The sequence below is a fragment of the Tunturiibacter empetritectus genome, assembly GCF_014201375.1.
GTDB lineage: Bacteria > Acidobacteriota > Terriglobia > Terriglobales > Acidobacteriaceae > Edaphobacter > Edaphobacter lichenicola_D.
This window is the reverse complement of sequence record NZ_JACHDZ010000001.1, coordinates 58,395-77,686: the sequence shown is the minus strand read 5'-3', so window position 1 is coordinate 77,686 and position 19,292 is coordinate 58,395. Positions and strand designations below refer to the sequence as shown.

Here is a 19,292-nt window from a genome sequence, read left to right as displayed (position 1 = left end):
CTGATCTCCTCACCGTCAATCAAAAGCAGCGCAACCAGCATATATGGTTTACCGGATCAATTGTTTAGATAAGGACAAAACTACTTTTCACTCCGCTCGCGCACCGGCGATGATGGACTCATGCCCGCGCACCAACTGAAAAGATATGTGAAGCGAAATCTACTGGCTGTAATCTTCTGCGTCGGCACAGCCCTCTCCCAGCAGCCATCCCCTCAATCATCCACCGCCAATCCGCAGAAGCCCGCATCCATCCCGACCACCGCCGAAAGCATCACCGTCACCACCACCCTCGAGCCCCTCCCACTCGCCGAAAGCGACCGCTCCGTCAACCTCCTCTCGCCCCGCGACCAGCCCCTCGTCTCAAACTCCGTAGTAGACCTCCTCCGTCAGGATCCCTCCCTCAACCTGCAGGCCCGCGCAGCCAACGGCGTCCAGGCCGACCTCTCCCTCCGCGGCACCACCTTCGAGCAGTCTCTCATCCTCCTCAACGGCCTCCGCATCAACGACCCCGAAACCGGCCACCTCAACCTCGACCTCCCCATCCCCCTCGACGCCGTCACCAGAATCGACATCCTCCACGGATCGGGATCGACGTTTTACGGCTCCGACGCCATCGGCGGCGCCGTCAACCTCCTCACCCAGCCGCCCGCCCCCGGCGTCACCATCGTCGCCAGCGCAGGAGCAGGCAGCTTCTACTCCATCGAGCAGCACCTCCGCGTCTCCTACGCCCACGGCCCCCTCAGTGAGCAGCTCACCGGCAGCCGTGACACCTCCGACGGCTTCATCCCCGACCGCAACTACAGCAGCAACGCCCTCGCCTCCGAGACCTGGCTCACCCTCAAACCCGGCACAACCGACATCCTCCTCGCCACCAGCGACCGCCCCTACGGCGCCAACCTCTTCTACGGCCCATACGACTCCCAGGAGCGCACCAAAGGCTGGTTCGCCAGCATCCAGCAGCAGCTCGGGGCACGCACCGCCGCCAGCTTCGGCTACCGCCGCCACTCCGACCTCTTCGTCCTCTTCGCCGACCAGCCCCAGATCTACGAGAACAACCACATCACCACCAGCTACGAAGCCGCCCTCCGCCGCGCCGACACCATCACCCCCAACATCACCCTCTCCTACGGCCTCGAAGCCGACGGCGACTCCATCCACTCGAACTCGCTCGGCCAGCACGCCCGCAACCAGGGTGCAGGCTACGCCAACCTCAATCTCCGCGCCCTAGGCCGCTTCTCCCTGTCGATCGGAGCACGCGACGAACTCCTCTCCAGCAACGGCAATGTCTTCTCCCCCAGCATCGCCGCCGCCTACACACTCACCCACACCACGCGACTCCGCGCCGCCGCCGGCCACGGCTTCCGCCTCCCCACCTACGTCGATCTCTACTACGCCGACCCCACCACCATCGGCAACCCAAACCTCAAACCCGAGTCCTCCTGGAGCTACGAAGCAGGCGCCGATTGGACCCCCACTAACGGACGCCTCACCCTCACCGCAACCGCCTTCCGCCTCCAGCAAAAAGACTCCATCGACTACTCCAAGTTCGCCCTCGCCACCTCAGCCCTCACCTTCGCCGAGCCCTATCAGGCCGTCAACATCCAGAACCTCAACATCACCGGAGCCGAGACCACCCTCCGCCTCCGACTCACCACCACGCAAAATCTGCAATTCAGCTACACCGCCGCCCACGCCGCCTCGCCACCCGCCAACCTTATCTCCGAGTACGCCTACAACTACGCCGCACAAAACGCCATCTTCGCCTGGAACGGAACCCTGCCCGGAGAACTCTTCGGCAGACTCGGCCACCAGATCAACGCCCGCACCCAGATCAACATCGTCCAGCGCACCCAGCACACCGCCTACCCGCTCTGGGACGTCACCCTCTCCCGCAACACCGGCCACCTCCGCCCCTACCTTCGCCTGCTGAACCTAAGCAACACCGGCTATCAGGAGATCCCGCAAGTCCCCCTGCAAGGCCGCACCATCCTTGCCGGAACCGAGTTCAACTGGACCGCTTCGCGCCATTAGCCGACACGAATTTGGGGTTCCTGAATAAACAGCACTCAGGAACCCCAAACCTGTTGATCTGTGCAAACCGCGCTGTCAACCTAGCCCTACAAGATCTTCCTCATGCGAATCGAAGCTAAATCTTGTCTACCGCCACGCTACTGTTTGTCGTAAACGTCCACCCCGGCCACCGGCTTCCCGTCCGCGCCAGTTCCCTTGACGGTGGTCGAAAGCGTCTTCCCGTCTTCCGAAACGACGGCATGACGTGTCCTGATCTCTTTCCCGTCTTTCATGAAGGTATTGTGGCGAACGTGAGAGCTGATCAGTTTCGAGCTGACGCCATCGAAGTCGCCCTCCTGTACGGTCCCTACCCCGCCTTTGACCGGAACCGTATATTTCACCGATATCGGCGAGCCATCACCGGTCGTGCCAGTACCAGTCACCTGAAGATTGGCCCCCTGCTCCTCAATTACGAGCGTTACGTTCTTTGGTGCAGTCCCGGTCGTATACTTCGTCTTTGCAGAGTTGAGCGTCCAGGTCCCAGCGAAGGGATCACTAGCCAGCAGCGGCGTCGCAAACGTTAACAGCACTAAAGCGCACAGAATCTTTCGCATAGTTGTTACCTCGATGGCCGAGGAATATACACCTGCTGGAAGCGGACACGCAATCCAGAAAACTCCCCTCGAAGCGCCTGATTATTTCGCCAGCTCCGCCTTCACCATCTCGCTCACCAGAGCCTACCATCCGCGCGCAGCTCATCCGCCGGCCTCCCTCGCAAAGATCTCCCATCATGGCACCACGCAAGTTCAACTGGTCGCGAAGATACAGCCGCCAACCCGCACGCAAAACGAAGATCACATCCGATGAAACGTATGAAAGTGTGTCAGCTCTTCAATCGCTATGAGTGCCAGCGTGACCAGTGACAAAACCAACTGGACGCGTTCCATTCGAATCTTGCGCAGGGTCAGAGGCCTTTGACGCCAGAGCGACGACGGGCGTCTGCGGAGATATCGAGCGCGCCGCAGAATCGCCAGGTTCAGCAGCGCACCCACCAGGGCAAACGCAATCATGGGAACGCGAATCCAGTCTGTGTGGACTTTGTTCCAGGTCATCCCGGCCTGTGTGATGCCGGCCAAAGCCCCTACTCCAATTACGACACGCAGACCATCCAGAGCGACAAAGAAGCTGCAGATGCTTTGCAGAAGCACGAAGAAGAGGCTCGACCAGGCAATAAGCCCCTGAGCTCTCATCGCCTTGGCCGCAGGCATTCGCGGCGACAAAATCTCTTCCGATTCAACTGATTTGAAAGAAGCATACGACATCGAAGAAACAAGCTCCTGGACATGAACCTTCCCAGCCTACGTACCGTTCGCGCGATCAACCAGCCGTCGCACCCGGCATCACGCAACTACTTCGCCAACTCCGCCTTCACGATCTCGCTGACCAGCTTCCCATCCGCTCTCAGCCCATCCGCCAAAATCCGCTGCTGCACCACCTTCATCACCGCGCCCATCTCCTTCGGTGTCGGCTTCGCACCGCCCTCGGACATCGTATGAATCGCCCCCTGCACCACCCCGCGAATCACATCCTCACCCGCGGCCTGCGGCAGATACCCTTCGATCATCCCAATCTCCGCCTGCTCCTTCTCCGCCAGCTCCGGCCGTCCGCCCTTGGTAAACGACTCCACCGACTCCCTCCGCTGCTTGATCAGCGTCGTCAGAATCTGTGACTCCTCCGCATCCGTCAGCTTCTCCCGCTTGTCGATCTCTTTATTCTTCAGCGCCGACTTCACCATCCGCAGCGTCGTCAGCTTATGCTCGTCCTTCGCCTTCATCGCCACCACAATATCCGTCTGAATCTTCTCGCCAATCGTCATCATTCCCTCATCTCATCGAATCAATCCCTTCATTATAAGTAACGCAATCATCCGCCGAGCATCGCGAGGCCCCAAGCCGCCCGCATCACCGAAAGAAGGTATACAAGTCACGAAGTGACCGCCCTCCGCGCAGGAGGCCCGTCCGGCAGGACCCCGCTACAATAAACCCATGATCCGCAAAACGCGCCTCTTCACCCCTGGTCCGACCCCTCTCCTCCCCGCCGCCCAGTTCGCCATGGCTGCGGCCGATATTCACCACCGCACCCCCGAGTTCCGCGCCATGTACACCCGCGTCCTCGCCCAGCTCAAGGAGTTCGTCGGCACCAAAAACGACGTCATCATCCTTTCGAGCAGCGGCTCCGGCGCCATGGAAGCCGCCGTCTCGAACCTGACGTCACCAGGAGATCGCGTGCTTGTGCTGACCGCCGGCAAGTTTGGCGAGCGCTGGACCGGCATCACCAAAGCCTTCGGCTGCCACGTCGACGTTGTCTCGGCCCCGTATGGTCAGACGTTTTCCATAGCCGAGATCAAAGCCCATCTCCACCTCGAAACACGCGCCGTCTTCGTCCAGGCCACCGAGTCCTCCACCGGCGTCCGCCACGACATCGAGGCCATCGCCAAGCTCCTCAAGCAGGAAAAATCAGAGGCACTCCTCATCGTCGACGGCATCACCGGCCTCGGCACCTCGCACCTCGACATGGACGCCTGGGGCATCGACGTCCTCATCGGCGGCTCGCAAAAAGCCGTCATGATTCCCCCCGGCCTCAGCTACCTCGCCGTCAGCGCCCGCGCCTGGGACCGCATGGAGGCCACCTACAACCCGCGCTACTACTTCGACCTCCGCAAGGAGCGCAAGAACGCCGCCAAGGGCGAATCCGCCTATACTCCCTCAGTAGCGCTCATCGCCGCTCTGGGCGCAGCCTTGAACTACATAGCCGCACAAGCCGCCACACCCGGAAAACCCGAAGGCGACCTAGCCGCGGGCCGCGTCAAACTGGTCGACAATGCCATCACCTGCGCCGCCATGACCCGCGCCGCAGCCACCGCACTCGGCCTCAAGCTCTTCGCCCCTGTCGGCAACGAAGCCGCCGCAGCCACCGCCATCGTAGCCCCCGAAGGCTCGGACTCCGGCACCCTCGTCAAAGGTCTCAAGTCGCAGTTCGGAGCCATCGTCACCGACGGCCAGGGCGAGATGAAGGGCCAGCTCTTCCGCATCGCCCACATCGGCTTCTTCGATTACATGGACACCATCGCCATCCTCGGCGCTCTCGAGCAAGTCATCCATAAAACCAAATTCCCCGCCCCCAACTTCACCTTCGGCAAAGGCCTCATCGCCGCCCAAACCTTCTTCGCCGAACACGCCAAATAACTAAAATCTCCGGCGGTCGAGGTCTTGTTTTTGGAGCTTCGAGCGCCGGAATTTGCAAAAAAAAGTCAGGTGTGGGGAAAAGCTGGTTTTTCAAGGGGGTTTTACGATTTTGCGGTGTTTTCTGGTGGTGAAATCGTGGTGGGTTTGTGGTGAGTTGTGGTGTAAACGTGGTGTTTAGGCAACGACTTTTCCGGCTCTGAAAAATACGCCAGCTTTTTGAGATTTATTTTCGGGGCGTTCGTCTTCTGCATTCGAATGGCCGACTATCTTCGAAATCAAAGCTGTGTCAGGGCCGAATAGCCAACTGTCCCATCAAGCTTCGAGTGCCCGATAAGCACCCGACCAAAAATCCTCGAACACTGCAGGCGGCTCCGAAGAATCCATCATGCGCTGCGTCATCAAAATGCCAATAAAGTCGTTCGCCGGATCCGAATAAGCCGAAGTCCCAAAGCCTCCGTCCCAACCGAATCTCCCCGGCACCATCCACGGCTTCTCACGTTGAAGTTCTACCGACATCCCAAAGCCCCAACTGCTGTGATTGCCGAAGAACAACTCCGCGCCCTCTCTCTGTTGCGGCGTAAGTTGATCTCTCGTCATCGCCTCAACGGACGCCTCCGTCAGCACACGTTCTCGACCCCACACGCCCTTGTTCAACATCATCCGGCAGAAGGCGTAGTAGTCGTCCACCGTCGATACAAGCCCACCAGCACCCGATTCAAACGCAGGCGCCCGGCTATATTCACTGTCCTGCGTACTGTCGAACTCCTCCAGCTTCTTGCTCTCGTGATTGAACAGATACACACCCGGCAACCGATCGAGCTTCGACGCGGGAACGCTGAACGCCGTGTCCTTCATGCCCAGCGGATCGAACAGCCGCTCGCGCAGAAACGTTCCGAACGACCTCCCCGAGGCGCGTGCCACCAAAACACCCATCACATCGCAGCTGGTGTTGTAGAGCCAACGCTCACCCGGCTGATACATCAGCGGCAGCTCCCCGAGCCTGCGCATCCACTCGTCCGTGCCGGGAGTCAGCGACGGACGCGGCGGCCCATCGCCACCAAGATGACCATCGCGAATCAACTCCTGAATCCAATAGGTTCCCGGCCTCGCCATCACGCTGCCAAAGCCGAAGGCGAAGTTCAACACATCGTGCACCGTGATCGACCGCGTCGCAGGAACCGTGTCGTCGGGCTGTGAATCCATGCGGCGGAGCACCCTGCGATTCGCAAGCTCAGGCAGCCACCGCTCCACCGAGTCCTCCAACCGAAGCTTGCCGTCATCGACCAGAATCATAGTTGCGGCCGCAGCAATCGGCTTCGTGATCGACGCAATCCGGAAGATCGTGTCGCGCCGCATCGGCTTCGTTCCATCGACAGTCATCCTGCCCATCACATCGACATAAATCTCCTCACCGCAAGCAATCAGCGTAACGATACCCGGAATATCTCCGCGTTCGACATAACCATTCATCGTCCCATGCAAATCTGCAACCCGTCCCTTGTTGAGTGCGTCGGTCATCCCAAAACCCCCAGCCGCGTCTTCTCCGCTCCGCCCGAGCCAGTCTAAGACGGCATCTTCGTCACCGGCAAACAGTGGCCGCAGTCTCGACATAAAAATCGTCCCGAAATCGAAGGAGCCGCCTGCTAATCTTTCAACAACAAGCCACCACTCACGATGCGCCGCTCAACCCAAGTCGCCGCTCCACTTCTAGCTGCAGCCGCCCTCTCCATGCTCACCGGCTGCCAAAAGCCCGAGATGCAGCGCTGCGTCGACGAGAACAACCACGTCGTCGACGACAGCCTCTGCGCCAATCTCCCCGCCAATCAGCAGGGCGTGCAGCAACGTCCCGATGGCCATGGCGGCTTCCTCCCAATCCTCATCCCTTATCGCTACTACTACGGCGGCTGGGGAGGCTATGGCCTCGGCAGCGTAGCCGGCGGAGGAGGATACGCTCCCATCTCCGGTCGCAGCTACGCCAACCGCTCTGGCGTCACCACCCGCGGAGGCTTCGGCCGCTCCTTCTCCGAAGGCGGAAGCCACAGCAGCAGCGGTGGCGAAGGCGGAGCCCACGGTGGCAGCGCGGGCGAATAAGTCCGCAAGCAATAAAACAGGAGACTCATGCAGCGCATCACCCTAGCCCCCCGCGACAACTGGCAGCAAAAAGTCGAGTCCGTAGGCCTCACCTTCCACACCCTCGAAAACGGCACGCCCTACTGGGACGAGTCCGCCGCCTACAGCTTCACCGCAGCCGAGATCGACACCCTAGAAGCCGCCGGCAACACCCTGCAGGAGATGTGCCTCGCCGCCGCCCAGCACATCATCGACCAGAAGCGCTACGCCGAACTCGACATCCCCGCCTTCGCCATCGAAGCCATCGAGTGGGCCTGGAACAACGAGCCGCCCGCCCTCTACGGCCGCTTCGATCTAAGCTGGGCCGGGGCACAATCAGGCCACGCCCCCAAGCTCCTCGAGTACAACGCCGACACTCCCACCTCCCTCCTCGAAGCCGCAGTCGTCCAGTGGCACTGGCTCAAAGACATGCCCTCGTCGCTCGTCTCCGCCAAGCCGGACCAGTTCAACTCCATCCACGAAAAGCTCATCGCCAAGTGGAAGGACATCGACCCCTACCTCTCGAAGCCAATCTACTTCGCGGCGCTCGACAACCCCGAAGACCAGCTCACCATCACCTATCTCCGCGACACCGCCCAGCAGGCCGGCCTCGAGACCCTGCAGATGTTCATGAACGAGATCGGCTGGAACGACGAGCAGCAGCTCTTCCTCGATCCCGACGAGCAGCCCATGTTCTCCATCTTCAAGCTCTACCCCTGGGAGGCCATGCTTCAGGAGGAGTTCGGTCCCCACGCCATCGACACCTACCCCAGCACCCGTTGGATCGAGCCCATCTGGAAGATGCTCCTCTCCAACAAAGGCATCCTGCCCATCCTCTGGGAGCTCTACCCCAACCACGAGCTACTCCTCGAATCCCACTTCGCCGAATCGCCCGCCGCAGCTCAGCTCCGCAACTATGTCCGCAAGCCGCTGATGTCCCGCGAGGGCGCCAATATCACCCTCGTCCGCGAAGGCACCAACATCGCCACCACCCCCGGCCCCTACAACGGCAAACAAATCGTGCAAACCCTCGCTCCCGACGCGGTCTTCGACCATCGCCACACCGTCCTAGGCCTCTGGATGATCGACCAGGACTGCTGCGGCCTGGGCGTCCGCGAGTCCTTCAACCCCATCACCGACAACCTCAGCTCCTTTGTCCCCCACTTCTTTCTTTGAAAGCTGATGTCCTGCCGGACGGACCCGCTACGCGCGGAGCGGTCACTTCGTGACGCGTGTACCGGTCAGGGCAGGATGAGCAGCATAGGGCCTCCCGTTGGTCGGCGTGGACTTTAGCTTGCGACCAACGGAAGGACCAAGCGAAGCGGTATACAAGTCACGAAGTGACCGCTGCCCGCGTAGGGCGCCCGTCCGGCAGGACGCAATCCCAAGTACACTAGAAGTTCGCAGCGTTGTTCGTGTCTTCCCGTCCCAAACCGCAGTAGCGGCCACTTTGCCCAAAAGCAAGAAGAAGAGGAATTAGAAGGTCCATGAAGATCGTTCTCGCTGAAAAAGTCTCCCCTGCAACCCTCGCCGTCTTCCAACAAGAACCCGGCTGGCAGATCGTTACCCCCGACCAGATTAAAAACGGCCTCGCAGCCGAACTAGCCGATGCCGACGCTCTCGTCGTCCGCTCCGCCGTCCAGGCCGACGCCAAGCTCCTCGAGTCAGCTCCCAAACTCCGTGTCATCGGCCGCGCCGGCGTAGGCGTCGACAACATCGACACCGATGCCGCCACCCATCGCGGCATCGTCGTCATGAATACCCCCGGCGCCAACGCCGTCGCCGTCGCCGAACTCACCCTCGGCCTCATGATCTCCCTCGCCCGGTCCATCCCCCGCGCCAACGCCACTATGCACCAGGCCAAGTGGGACAAAAAATCCCTCCAGGGCCAAGAGCTCCGCGGCAAGACCCTCGGCATCGTCGGCCTGGGCCGCATCGGCCTCGAAGTAGCCCGCCGCGCCGCCAGCTTCGGCATGGAGATCATCGGCTACGACCCCTTCGTCGCCCCCGTCATCGCCCGCGAAAACAACGTCACCCTCGTCCCCATCGACGAGATCTTCAAAGCCTCCGACTACCTCACCCTCCACGTCGGCCTCACCACCCAGACCGAAGGCCTCATCAACGCGACCTCCATCAAGATCATGAAGAAGGGCATTCGCATCATCAACTGCGCCCGCGGCGAACTCATCGTCGAACAGGCCCTCGCCGACGCCATCAAATCCGGTCACATCGGCGGCGCAGCCCTCGACGTCTTCCATCAGGAGCCGCTCAAGGAGTCTCCCTTCTACAATCTGGATAACGTCCTGCTTTCTCCGCACATCGCTGGAGCAACCGACGAAGCCCAGGAGGCCATCGGCATCCAGCTCGCCATGCAGGTTCGCGACTACCTCAAGCTCGGCGTCGTCCAGAACGCCGTCAACCTCCCCTCCCTATCGCACGAGGAGTACAAAGAGGTCGCCCCCTACATCGAGATGGCCGAACGCCTCGGTCAATTCCTCGCGCATGCGACCCCAGGCAATCTCGAAAACATCCAGATCTCCTACACCGGCCGCATCGCCTCGGGCAAGACCGACCTCATACGCAACGCCGCCCTCGCCGGCATCTTCTCGGGAGCAGACGGAGGCAGCACCGCCAACCGCATCAACGCCGCCGCCATCGCAGCCGAGCGCGGCATCCGCATTCAGGAAGACAAAAAAGAGTTCACCATCGGCGGCGCAGGCTCGGTCCTCAAGATCGTTCTCCACTCCTCCCAGGGCGACGCCAGCGCCTCCGCAACCGTCCTCCACGGCACCTCGCCCCGCCTGCTCAGCTACGACGGCATCGATATCGAGGCACCACTCCACGGCACCCTCGTCGCCATCCGTAACCACGACGTCCCCGGCGTCGTCGGCCGCATCGGCACCATCCTCGGCGACCACTCGGTCAACATCGCCAACTTCGCCCTAGGCCGAGCAAGCTCCACACAAAGCCATCGCGTCCCGCACGGCCAGGCCCTCGCAGTCGTTCAGATCGACGTCTCCAAAGCCGCCTCAGCTACCGCCGCCGTTGAAGCCCTGCGCAAAGTGGAAGCCATCGCCAGCGTCCGCCTCATCGAACTAGGCAAACTCTAACGCCTGCAGCACCGTCTGAAGACTGAAACCGCATCTTCAGTCTTCGGACCGCATCACAATCATCAGAAGTAAAGAAAGAACACCATGCCGCTCTACGAATACGAATGCACCACCTGCCACAAGCACACAGAAAAGATCCAGAAGTTCTCCGACCCCGAGATCACCGTCTGCCCTCACTGCAGCGGCCACCTCGAGCGGGTCATCTCCGCTCCAGCGATTAGTTTCAAAGGAGGGGGCTGGTACGCGGACGGCTACGGCAACGCCAAACCAAAGTCCTCGAGCGATAGCAATGGCTCAGGATCAAGCGCCAGTGACTCGAAGTCCGCCGATTCGAAATCTGACGACTCCAAGTCTGGTGATGCCAAGTCCGGAGACTCCAAGTCTGGTGGTTCAAAGTCGAGCACCGACTCCAGCTCTTCGAACAGCAGCTCTCCGGCAGTCACGTCCGCCCCGGCAGCAGCGCCTGCGGCAGCAGCCTCCTCGTCGTCAGACAAGAAATAGCCGCGCAGGCGCTCCGAGCTTCAGTCTATGGCAGCGGCTTCAGTTGAATCTCGCGAACCAGTTCGCTCGAGACCACCTCCGTGCTCTCCGCCCTCATCTTGAGCACCTCGGCTCTCTTCTCGGGCGAGCCATACACCTTCGCAATAATCGGTTCGGCCAGATCCCCGGACGTATCCAGCACGGCCATGTTCTTGAAGTGGAGCACATACATCACATCCCACTTCTCCGGTCCCTCGAAGTTAACTGAAGCGAAAATCTGATAGCCCGTGATTATTCCTGCTGCTTTTTCCGCCTCAAAGACCTTAGGCGCATAAGCGAACGCCTCGTAAAACTCCTTCGTCTTCCCCGGCAATATCCGAAGCTTTACAGCTCGAGTAACTCCGACATGACTGTAATACTGTTGTGCCAGCCCGCTGAGCGGAATAGCTGTAAGTACCAAAGCGACGAAACAACGTGCGAACGCCTTCATGGTCGTACCTCATAGATTTAGGTGTGTGGGGGACCCGCCCGAAAGCTTACACCTATTTTGAGACTTTGAAGATCTCCGGTTCACTCTTCTGAAGAGTTCCATCGCAGCAACAAGTTAGCCTTTTCCGGCAAACCAACCTCTGCGTTCAATTACGGCAGACTCGCGTCATCGATACCCGCGCAAGATACCCCTTCGCGCTCCTGCCAACTTCAGCTATCCTCGATCTAACTCCCTGTCATCGTTCCAGCCACCAGCAGCTCTGCCCCGGACATCCGGCAACGCTTCAGCATCCGCATCTCTGTCCCCAACGACACAAGAAGGATCAAGCACAATGGAGCAAGTCGCCGAATCCGAAGCCTCCCTCGCTCCTCCTCCCGGTCTGCGCGCGAACATCCTCTCGCCGATGGAGACCCTCGCCCAATCCATCTCCACCATCGCTCCCACAACCACACCGACCATGACCATCCCTCTGGTCTTCGTCCTCGCCGGCAACGGAACCTGGCTCGCCTACCTCTTCGCCACCGCCGCCGTCCTGCTCATCGCCCTCTGCATCAGCCGCTTCGCCCGCTACACCTCCTGCTCCGGCTCGCTGTACACCTACGCCACCTCCTCTCTACCGCCATCCATCAGCGGCATCGCCGGCTGGGCGCTCCTGCTCGCCTACATCGCCACGGGAGCCTCAGTCGCTGGAGGCTTCATCAACTACGCCAACGTCTTCCTCCTCTCGATCATCGGCAGGTCGGCCCCAACCTTCCTCCTCGCGATCCTCTGCGTCGGCGTCTCCTCCTTCATCGCCTATCGTGACGTCCAGGTTTCCGCCCGCCTCATGCTCTGGATCGAAGCCATATCCGTCGCGCTCATCGCCATCGTCCTCGCGCTCCTGCTTTGGCACAACGGCCTCCACATCGACCACGTCCAACTCCACCTGCAAGGCGTCACCGCCTCCGGAGTCCGTCTCGGCGTCGTCCTCGCCCTCTTCAGCTTCGTCGGCTTCGAGAGCGCCACCACCCTCGGAGCCGAAGCCTCCAATCCGCTCCGCACCATCCCCCGTGCAGTCATCCAGAGCGCCGTGTTCACTGGCCTCTTCTTCATCCTCTGCGCCTACCTTGAAACCCTCGGCATGCACACCGCCCACCAGAACCTCGGCGAGTCCACCGCACCCATGCGCGTCCTTGCCACACTTGCCGGCGTCACCCCGCTCGGCCCCTTCATCGACTTCGGCGCTCTCGTCAGCATGTTCGCCTGCACCCTCGCCTGCATCACCGCGGCCGCGCGCGTCCTTATGCGCATGGGCCACAACGGCCTCGTCCCCCAGCGACTTGGCTTGGCCCACCGCAAGAACGCCACCCCAGCCTCAGCAGTCCTCGTCTCCGGAATCTTCACCGCGCTCCCTGTGACAGTCCTCGCTCTCCGCGGAGTAGCCGGAACCGACATCTATGGCTGGATGGGCTCCCTCGCCGTCTACGGCTTCCTCACCACCTACGGTCTCGCCGCAATCGCGTTTCCCCTCTACCTCAAGCGCAACCACCACCTCACCAGCGCTTCGCTGATCCTCTCCACCGCCACCACACTCGCCATCGTCCTGGCACTCGCCGGAACCCTATACCCCGTCCCCGAGCGCCCCTACAACTGGCTACCGTACGTCTATCTCGCTTACATCCTCGGCGGCATGGCCTGGTTCGGCTTCACCACGCGTCGCCAATCCTCAGCAATCTAATACCACGCCAACCAACGGGAGGCCGCCTAGCCGGTCAGCAGTCAAGAAAAGGTATACAAGTCACGAAGTGACCACGCGAACCGGGGTCCCCACAAACAGGTCTTAGTTTGTGGGGTGGCTAAGCGCAGCGGGCCCGTCCGGCAGGACTGGATGCAGCATCTTCACCGCAATCTCTTCCACACGCTCCATCGTGATCCCATCCCTCTGCTCTACTGCCAGCGGATGATCCTGATTCACAATCGTAAACTGCGGCCGCTGCCCAACAGGTTGCGTCTGGACATTCACTTCAAGGTTGTAGGTATCGCCAAACACCGACAGCTGCGAATTCACCCAGCCCGGAAACGCCGGCTCTTTCTCTCGCCCTTCAACGACCCACAGCTCATTCGACCGCACAAAGTTCTTCGGACCCACCTCAGCCCAAATTCCCCAGATAAACGGCTCCTCCAGCCCAATCACAGGCACCAGAATACGTCCGCGCAGATAGAAATCTTTGCCATCGATCACACACTGATCTGGAGTAATCACCACTCGCTGATCGAACTCCTCCGTCGGAATCGCACCCACGGCCAACGGAGCTTTGACGCTGTAGCTCAAAGACAAAACGTGACGCTCGCCACACACGCTACAACCAAATCCGCTCTCTGACTCAATTCCCATCTCTCCATCATTCCATATTAGAGAGCATCTTCACGAGAGAGCGATTTTGCCGCGGAGCCTTTACTCCTCACCGATATCCTCATTCCAGATCTCAGGCTTTTCCGCAATAAACCCGGTCAGCAGATCCGAACACTCCTGCGAATCCAGGTCGATCACCTTCACGCCCAACTGCTTCAGCCATTCCACCCCGCCAGAAAAATTCCTGCTCTCTCCGACCACCAGAGTGCGAATGCCAAACTGCCGAATCAGCCCACTGCAGTACCAGCAAGGAGCAAGCGTAGTCACCATCACCTTGTCCTTATAAGACCGCTGCCGGCCCGCGCGTCGAAAGGCATCGGTCTCTCCATGCACCGACGGATCATCCTGTTGCACCCGGCGATTTCTTCCCGAGGCCAACAGCTTGCAATCCCCATCAAACAACGCCGCACCGATCGGAACACCACCCTCACTCCGCCCTGTGCGAGCCTCCTTCAGCGCGACCTCCAGCATCGTGCGATACCTCTCGACCTCAGTCATCCTTACCCTTTCTTCGGCGGCGGCGGAACCTTTTTACCGGCCTTCCGCGCCTCTGACAAACCTATCGCAATCGCCTGCTTCGGATTGGTCACCTTCTTCCCGCTGCGACCACTCTTGAGCGTACCCTTCTTCATCTCGCGCATCTCAGTCTCGACGTTCTTGCTGGCCGAAGGACTGTACTTTCGCGTCGAACTCTTCTTTGCGGCATTCTTTGCCGAAGCTTTCTTCGCAGACATCTTCTTTGCTGTTGCTTTCTTCGTAGTCATAGAGTTCCTCCTCACACTAAGAGGCTTCAAGACCGCCACAACGTTGCATCAACATCCGAACACCGCACCTCAAACGACATCCATCAGCAGTGTCAGCGATTCCGCCTTCTTCGCCACACCACAATTCCCGCCAGCATCCCCAAAGCTGCCACGCCGACAACTCTCAACGTCACTTTCCGTATCCACGAGGGCGTCCGTTCCAGTGACCCATCCTGCCAGGCAGCATGCACGCTCTCGAGATCAGCGGCCAACCCTGGAATCGTAATCGCATTCAGATCAGCAGTCGGAAGCGAACCGAAGATCCGTGCAGGCTCCGGCACGCCTCCCTCCCGGTCCTTCGGAATAGCCTTGATCAGTTCATTGATCTCCGCATCACGTGGATCGTCAAACAGTGCTCCATCCGCAGTGTTGGGAAACAGAGTGTCGTTCCCCGTCATCTTCCTCTCAATCGCAGCAACGCCGTCCTGGCAAACGCCAAGCGGATAATACCCGCCAAACGGAAGGTCCGGCCGCGCCAGATGCTGATGCACATACGCAATCGCCATCTTCCCCACCAGCCGCGTCACCTCCACCGCATCCGCATCACGATATTCATGCGCATGGCGACCCAGCACCCAAGGCTGATCCTGGGTATCCATCGTGCGAAACTCCGCCTTGCCGTCGATGCCGAAGTACCAACTCACATCCGCATTCACCTTCGGCCCGCGAACCTCCCACTCGTACTCAGCATGACTCACCGGAACCAACAGCGGACGCCTCGTCCCCGGTATGCGAATCTGAGAGTCCACCCAGAACGGCATCATCACATCCTGCCCCTTGTAATGAAAGTGCCCGAAGTTGGCAAAGTACCGTGCATCTGCCACCACCACTGTGTGCCCGGTAGCCATCAGCGCTTTCACAAGCTCCTGCGGCGTCTTCGCGCTCTGCCCCTCAACTGTAACCTCCACAGGAGCAGAACCATCCAGCTCATTCAGACTTAGCCGATTCAACACATCTGCAAGCCTTTGACTCTCAGCATGCATCGGTGCAAGCGTCACATTCGCCCCATCTCCCCGAACCACACCAGCACCGAGCTCGCTTATCAAGCCATCCGTAGTAAATCCCGGCAGGTTCGACGGAGTGTCCAGACTCACCCTCTCAGCCTTCTTCAGCGAATAGCCCCCCAGATCGATATAGTCCTTGGTCTGCCCAGTGGTCACCGCGCTCTTCGCTGCCTCCGAACCCACAGGTGCTCCCGGATGCTGTGCTGCAAGATCCGTTACGCCCTGATCCTTGGCAACCACGCGACCAGCAACTCTCACCGTGGGATTGATCGCCTGCATCGTCCACCCGGGAAACCGGTCCAGACCCTGCCAGTCTTTCCCGAGGATCAACTCTCGAAGCCGCTTCACCAGCGCTGGCGTCATCAACGCCGGGCCCTTCTTCCCGTTTTTATCCAGCTGCGCGAGCATCGCGTCGGTAAATCCCGGCGTAGCCGACAACTCCCGCATCATCTGCGACAGCATCACAGTGTTCGCCGGCATAGGCTCCTCCGGCACAACATACGGAGCCTCGCTCCGGCACCCAAAAAGAGCAAGCATAATACTCACATACACCCCACGGTAGAAGCTTCTGGATTGAGACAATGGCATCTGCTCATTAGAAACCATGTTCCTGCCGGACGGGCCCACTGCGCGTGGGGCGGTCACTTCGTGACGTGTATACCGGTCTCGGCAGGATGATAGTCACAGGTCCTCCCGTTGGTCGGCACATGCTGATCCCGACCAACGGGAGGACCACGCAAAGCTTTAAAAAGGCGTGTGAACACCCGCCCCACGCGCAGTGGGCCCGTCCGGCAGGACCGCTATCCTTTACAGCGGCCCCAACGCATCCAGCTTCTTCGCCACCAACTCATTCAGAAGCGCAGGATTTGCCTGTCCCTTCGACAACCTCATCACCTGACCGACAAAGAACGCGGCCACCGTCTTCTTCCCCCCGCGATACTGCTCCACCTGCTTCGCATTCGCAGCGATCACCTCGTCGATCATCACCTCAATCGCGCCCGTATCTGAGATCTGCTGCGGCTTCTCCCGCTCGTACACAACAGAAAAATCTTCATTCTTCGCAAACGCCGTATCCAGCAACTGCTTCAGCATCTTGCTCGACAGCTCGCCCGACTCCGCCAGGTCAGCCGCCATCACCACACCCGCCATCGACACCGGCGACTGCTCCAACTCCAACCCCGCCGCCCGCAACCGCATCGTCAACTCGCTCGTCAGCAGCGACGCCACACGCCGAGGGCTCTTCGCCTTCTTCGCCGCATCTTCAAACTTGTCCGCAAACTCACGCGTCGCCGTCAGCGTAGACGCGTCCTGCGCGGAGATCTCATACTCCGCAATCATTCGCGCTCGCCGAGCCTCAGGCAGCTCCGGCATCATCTTCAAAATCTCCGCCTGCCACTCCGCCCCAACCACCAGCGGCGGCAGATCCGGCTCCGGAAAGTATCGGTAGTCATGCGCCTGCTCCTTACTCCGCATCGAGTAGGTCCGCCCCTCCGCGCTATTCCACAGCCGCGACTCCTGCACCACCCGCCCACCATCTTCGAGCACGCCAATCTGGCGCTCTATCTCGTATTCCACCGCAGCGCGAATGTACCGGAAACTGTTGACGTTCTTCACCTCGGCCTTCGTCCCGAACTCTTTCGCGCCCTTCAACATCACGCTCACGTTCGCATCGCACCGCAGCGAGCCTTCCTCCATATTGCAATCGCTCACGCCGGTATAGAGCAGAATCTCCTTCAACTTCGTCAGGTACTCAAACACCTCATCCGCCGTTCGCAGATCAGGCTCACTCACAATCTCCACCAGCGGCGTCCCGCAGCGGTTCAGGTCGATATACGTCTTCGACACCGAATCTGCAAACCCGTCGTGAATGCTCTTCCCCGCATCCTCTTCCATATGCAGCCGCGTCACGCCGATCCGCTTCATTACCGCCGCGCCACTCGCATCAAATGCCGGAACCTCAATCCATCCATGCTCCGCAATCGGCTTGTCGAACTGCGAGATCTGGTATCCCTTCGGCGAATCCGGATAAAAATAGTTCTTCCGCGAAAAGATACTTGTCTCGCGAATCTCGCAGTTGATCGCCTTCGCCGCCAGCACCGCAAATTCCACCGCCCTGCGATTCAACACCGGCAGCGCTCCCGGCAACCCGAGACACGTCGGGCAGCAATGCGTATTCGGCTCTCCGCCATATTTGTTCACGCACCCACAAAACGCCTTCGACTTGGTCAAAAGCTGAACGTGAACCTCCAGCCCGATTACGGGCTGATACTTGGCAAGAATCTCGGGTGAGAGTGCGGTCAAAGTAGGCATAGACAACTTGATTCTACCAAGCTCATGTCCTGCCGGACGGGCCCACTGCGCGTGGGGCGGTCACTTCGTGACGCGTATACCCCTTCGGTTGGCGCTCCCGTTGGTCGCGAGGAAAAAGTTGATTCCGACCAACGGGAGGACCACGCGAAGCTCTAAAAAGGCGTGTGAACGCCCGCCCCACGCGCAGTGGGCCCGTCCGGCAGGACATCGCCTCGAAACAAGCTAACATCGCATCAGCATGGAACCCATCACCCACCTCATGACGGGAGCCGTCCTCTCCCGCGCCGGCTTCAATCGCAAAGCAGCCTACGCCACCGTAGCGATGACCCTCGCCGCCGAAGCTCCCGACCTTGACACCCTCTGGTCGATCCGCGGCCCCATCGCAGCCTTCCAGCATCATCGCGGCTGGACCCACACCCTCCTCGGCATCCCTCTCGAAGCCGCCGTTATCGTCGGCGGCTTCTGGCTCTTCCACCACTGGCGAAGCCGCCGCAACGAAGCCCGTAAGCAACCCGACCCCACCCTTCCGTATGACCCCACCACCACCCCGCTACCTCATCGACACGCCCCCATCCGCTGGGGCCTGCTCTACTGCTTCTCCCTCGTCGCCCTGCTCAGCCACCTTCTGCTCGACTGGACCAACAACTACGGCATCCGCCCCTTCTTTCCCTTCAACCCCCACTGGTACGCCGGCTCCATCGTCTTCATCTTCGAGCCTGTCATCTTTCTCCTCCTGCTCCTGGCTCTTATCGCGCCCTCCCTCTTCGGTCTCATCAACAGCGAAGTAGGCGCACGCAAGCAAGCGTTCCGCGGACGAGGCTGGGCCATCTTCGCCCTCCTCGCCATCGCCGTCCTCTGGACTCTTCGCTTCGTCGAACACGCCAAGGCGCTCCAACTCGCCCAATCCACCGACTACAGCGAAGCGCCTGTCTCACGCGTCTTCGCCAGCCCCAACCCCATCAATCCATTTCGTTGGCAGACAATCGCCGAAACTCCGCAGTTCTACCAGCTCGCCACCATCGACACACTCAACAGCGTAGTCACCACCAGCACCCAGGCCGACGTCATCTATAAGCCACCCACTACCCTGGCCACCCTCGTAGCCAAACGCAGCTGGCTCGGTGAAGCCTACCTCGACTGGTCGCAGTTTCCTGTAGTCACCGACATCGGCCCCAACGAAGAAGGCCTCACCACCGTCACCTTCCGCGACCTGCGCTTCTTCTACGACACACCATTCCTGGCTGGCCGCGAAAAGCCCCCACTCTCAGGCGCCGTCTACCTCAACAACGACCGGCGCATCGTCCGCATGGAGATGGACGGCCGCATCCAGCATTAGCAA

At 60.3% G+C, this 19,292-nt stretch carries 19 protein-coding genes; 9 read left to right on the top strand and 10 right to left on the bottom strand.

Annotated elements, in window-relative coordinates; all coding sequences use genetic code 11:
• The first annotated feature begins 147 nt into the window (after positions 1–147).
• Complete coding sequence (locus HDF10_RS00390; RefSeq protein ID WP_311732619.1) at positions 148–2,031, top strand: TonB-dependent receptor plug domain-containing protein; 1,884 nt, start codon at positions 148–150, stop codon at positions 2,029–2,031.
• A gap of 137 nt (positions 2,032–2,168) precedes the next feature.
• Here HDF10_RS00390 and HDF10_RS00385 read toward each other — a convergent pair whose 3' ends face one another.
• Positions 2,169–2,624, bottom strand: a complete 456-nt coding sequence (locus tag HDF10_RS00385; RefSeq protein ID WP_183809406.1) for a hypothetical protein — start codon at positions 2,622–2,624, stop codon at positions 2,169–2,171.
• A gap of 13 nt (positions 2,625–2,637) precedes the next feature.
• On the opposite strand from HDF10_RS00385, the gene HDF10_RS00380 reads away from it, so the two are divergent.
• Positions 2,638–2,877: a hypothetical protein gene (locus HDF10_RS00380; protein ID WP_183809404.1), complete on the top strand. Its 240-nt coding sequence runs from the start codon at positions 2,638–2,640 to the stop codon at positions 2,875–2,877.
• Here HDF10_RS00380 and HDF10_RS00375 read toward each other — a convergent pair.
• Both HDF10_RS00375 and HDF10_RS00370 read right to left on the bottom strand, forming a co-directional pair.
• On the bottom strand, positions 2,865–3,332 hold the full coding sequence (locus tag HDF10_RS00375; protein ID WP_183809402.1) for a hypothetical protein: 468 nt from the start codon (positions 3,330–3,332) through the stop codon (positions 2,865–2,867). The genes HDF10_RS00380 and HDF10_RS00375 overlap by 13 nt on opposite strands.
• An 86-nt stretch (positions 3,333–3,418) precedes the next feature.
• On the bottom strand, positions 3,419–3,886 hold the full coding sequence (locus HDF10_RS00370; RefSeq protein ID WP_183811398.1) for a GatB/YqeY domain-containing protein: 468 nt from the start codon (positions 3,884–3,886) through the stop codon (positions 3,419–3,421).
• A gap of 169 nt (positions 3,887–4,055) precedes the next feature.
• On the opposite strand from HDF10_RS00370, the gene HDF10_RS00365 reads away from it, so the two are divergent.
• On the top strand, positions 4,056–5,255 hold the full coding sequence (locus HDF10_RS00365) for a pyridoxal-phosphate-dependent aminotransferase family protein (protein WP_183809400.1): 1,200 nt from the start codon (positions 4,056–4,058) through the stop codon (positions 5,253–5,255).
• Between the two features lie 312 nt (positions 5,256–5,567).
• Here the strand turns inward: HDF10_RS00365 and HDF10_RS00360 are convergent, their stop codons facing one another.
• Positions 5,568–6,866, bottom strand: coding sequence for a serine hydrolase domain-containing protein (locus tag HDF10_RS00360; RefSeq protein WP_221271322.1), 1,299 nt, complete (start codon positions 6,864–6,866; stop codon positions 5,568–5,570).
• Positions 6,867–6,929: 63 nt separating this feature from the next.
• On the opposite strand from HDF10_RS00360, the gene HDF10_RS00355 reads away from it, so the two are divergent.
• The 4 genes from HDF10_RS00355 (at position 6,930) to HDF10_RS00340 (ending at position 10,975) form a co-directional block, all read left to right on the top strand.
• Positions 6,930–7,346, top strand: a complete 417-nt coding sequence (locus tag HDF10_RS00355; protein WP_183809398.1) for a hypothetical protein — start codon at positions 6,930–6,932, stop codon at positions 7,344–7,346.
• A gap of 27 nt (positions 7,347–7,373) precedes the next feature.
• Positions 7,374–8,540 carry a glutathionylspermidine synthase family protein gene (locus HDF10_RS00350; protein ID WP_183809396.1) on the top strand — a complete coding sequence of 389 codons (1,167 nt, stop codon included), beginning with the start codon at positions 7,374–7,376 and terminating at the stop codon, positions 8,538–8,540.
• Positions 8,541–8,851: 311 nt separating this feature from the next.
• Entirely contained in the window at positions 8,852–10,474 is a 1,623-nt protein-coding gene (serA, locus tag HDF10_RS00345) for a phosphoglycerate dehydrogenase (protein WP_183809394.1), read from the top strand.
• An 84-nt stretch (positions 10,475–10,558) separates the two neighbouring features.
• On the top strand, positions 10,559–10,975 hold the full coding sequence (locus HDF10_RS00340; RefSeq protein ID WP_183809392.1) for an FmdB family zinc ribbon protein: 417 nt from the start codon (positions 10,559–10,561) through the stop codon (positions 10,973–10,975).
• 25 nt (positions 10,976–11,000) lie between these two features.
• Here HDF10_RS00340 and HDF10_RS00335 read toward each other — a convergent pair whose 3' ends face one another.
• Positions 11,001–11,444, bottom strand: coding sequence for a hypothetical protein (locus HDF10_RS00335; protein ID WP_183809390.1), 444 nt, complete (start codon positions 11,442–11,444; stop codon positions 11,001–11,003).
• 331 nt (positions 11,445–11,775) lie between these two features.
• Between HDF10_RS00335 and HDF10_RS00330 the strand changes: the two genes are divergently transcribed.
• Positions 11,776–13,161 (top strand): APC family permease, encoded by a 1,386-nt coding sequence (locus HDF10_RS00330; protein ID WP_183809389.1) that lies wholly within the window; start codon positions 11,776–11,778, stop codon positions 13,159–13,161.
• A 102-nt stretch (positions 13,162–13,263) separates the two neighbouring features.
• Here the strand turns inward: HDF10_RS00330 and HDF10_RS00325 are convergent, their stop codons facing one another.
• The 5 genes from HDF10_RS00325 to gatB all read right to left on the bottom strand — a co-directional run bounded on the left by HDF10_RS00325 (position 13,264) and on the right by gatB (position 17,953).
• A complete protein-coding gene (locus tag HDF10_RS00325; RefSeq protein WP_183809387.1) occupies positions 13,264–13,818 on the bottom strand; it encodes a DUF2199 domain-containing protein in 555 nt (184 codons plus the stop codon).
• 60 nt (positions 13,819–13,878) lie between these two features.
• Positions 13,879–14,334: a nucleoside deaminase gene (locus tag HDF10_RS00320; protein ID WP_183809384.1), complete on the bottom strand. Its 456-nt coding sequence runs from the start codon at positions 14,332–14,334 to the stop codon at positions 13,879–13,881.
• A 2-nt stretch (positions 14,335–14,336) separates the two neighbouring features.
• Complete coding sequence (locus tag HDF10_RS00315; protein ID WP_221271321.1) at positions 14,337–14,600, bottom strand: DUF6496 domain-containing protein; 264 nt, start codon at positions 14,598–14,600, stop codon at positions 14,337–14,339.
• 92 nt (positions 14,601–14,692) lie between these two features.
• A complete protein-coding gene (locus HDF10_RS00310; protein WP_260177518.1) occupies positions 14,693–16,123 on the bottom strand; it encodes a hypothetical protein in 1,431 nt (476 codons plus the stop codon).
• Between the two features lie 327 nt (positions 16,124–16,450).
• Positions 16,451–17,953, bottom strand: coding sequence for an Asp-tRNA(Asn)/Glu-tRNA(Gln) amidotransferase subunit GatB (gene gatB, locus HDF10_RS00305; protein ID WP_183809382.1), 1,503 nt, complete (start codon positions 17,951–17,953; stop codon positions 16,451–16,453).
• A gap of 238 nt (positions 17,954–18,191) precedes the next feature.
• Here gatB and HDF10_RS00300 point away from each other — a divergent pair, with 238 nt between their 5' ends.
• Complete coding sequence (locus HDF10_RS00300) at positions 18,192–19,289, top strand: metal-dependent hydrolase (RefSeq protein ID WP_183809380.1); 1,098 nt, start codon at positions 18,192–18,194, stop codon at positions 19,287–19,289.
• Positions 19,290–19,292: the final 3 nt, after the last annotated feature.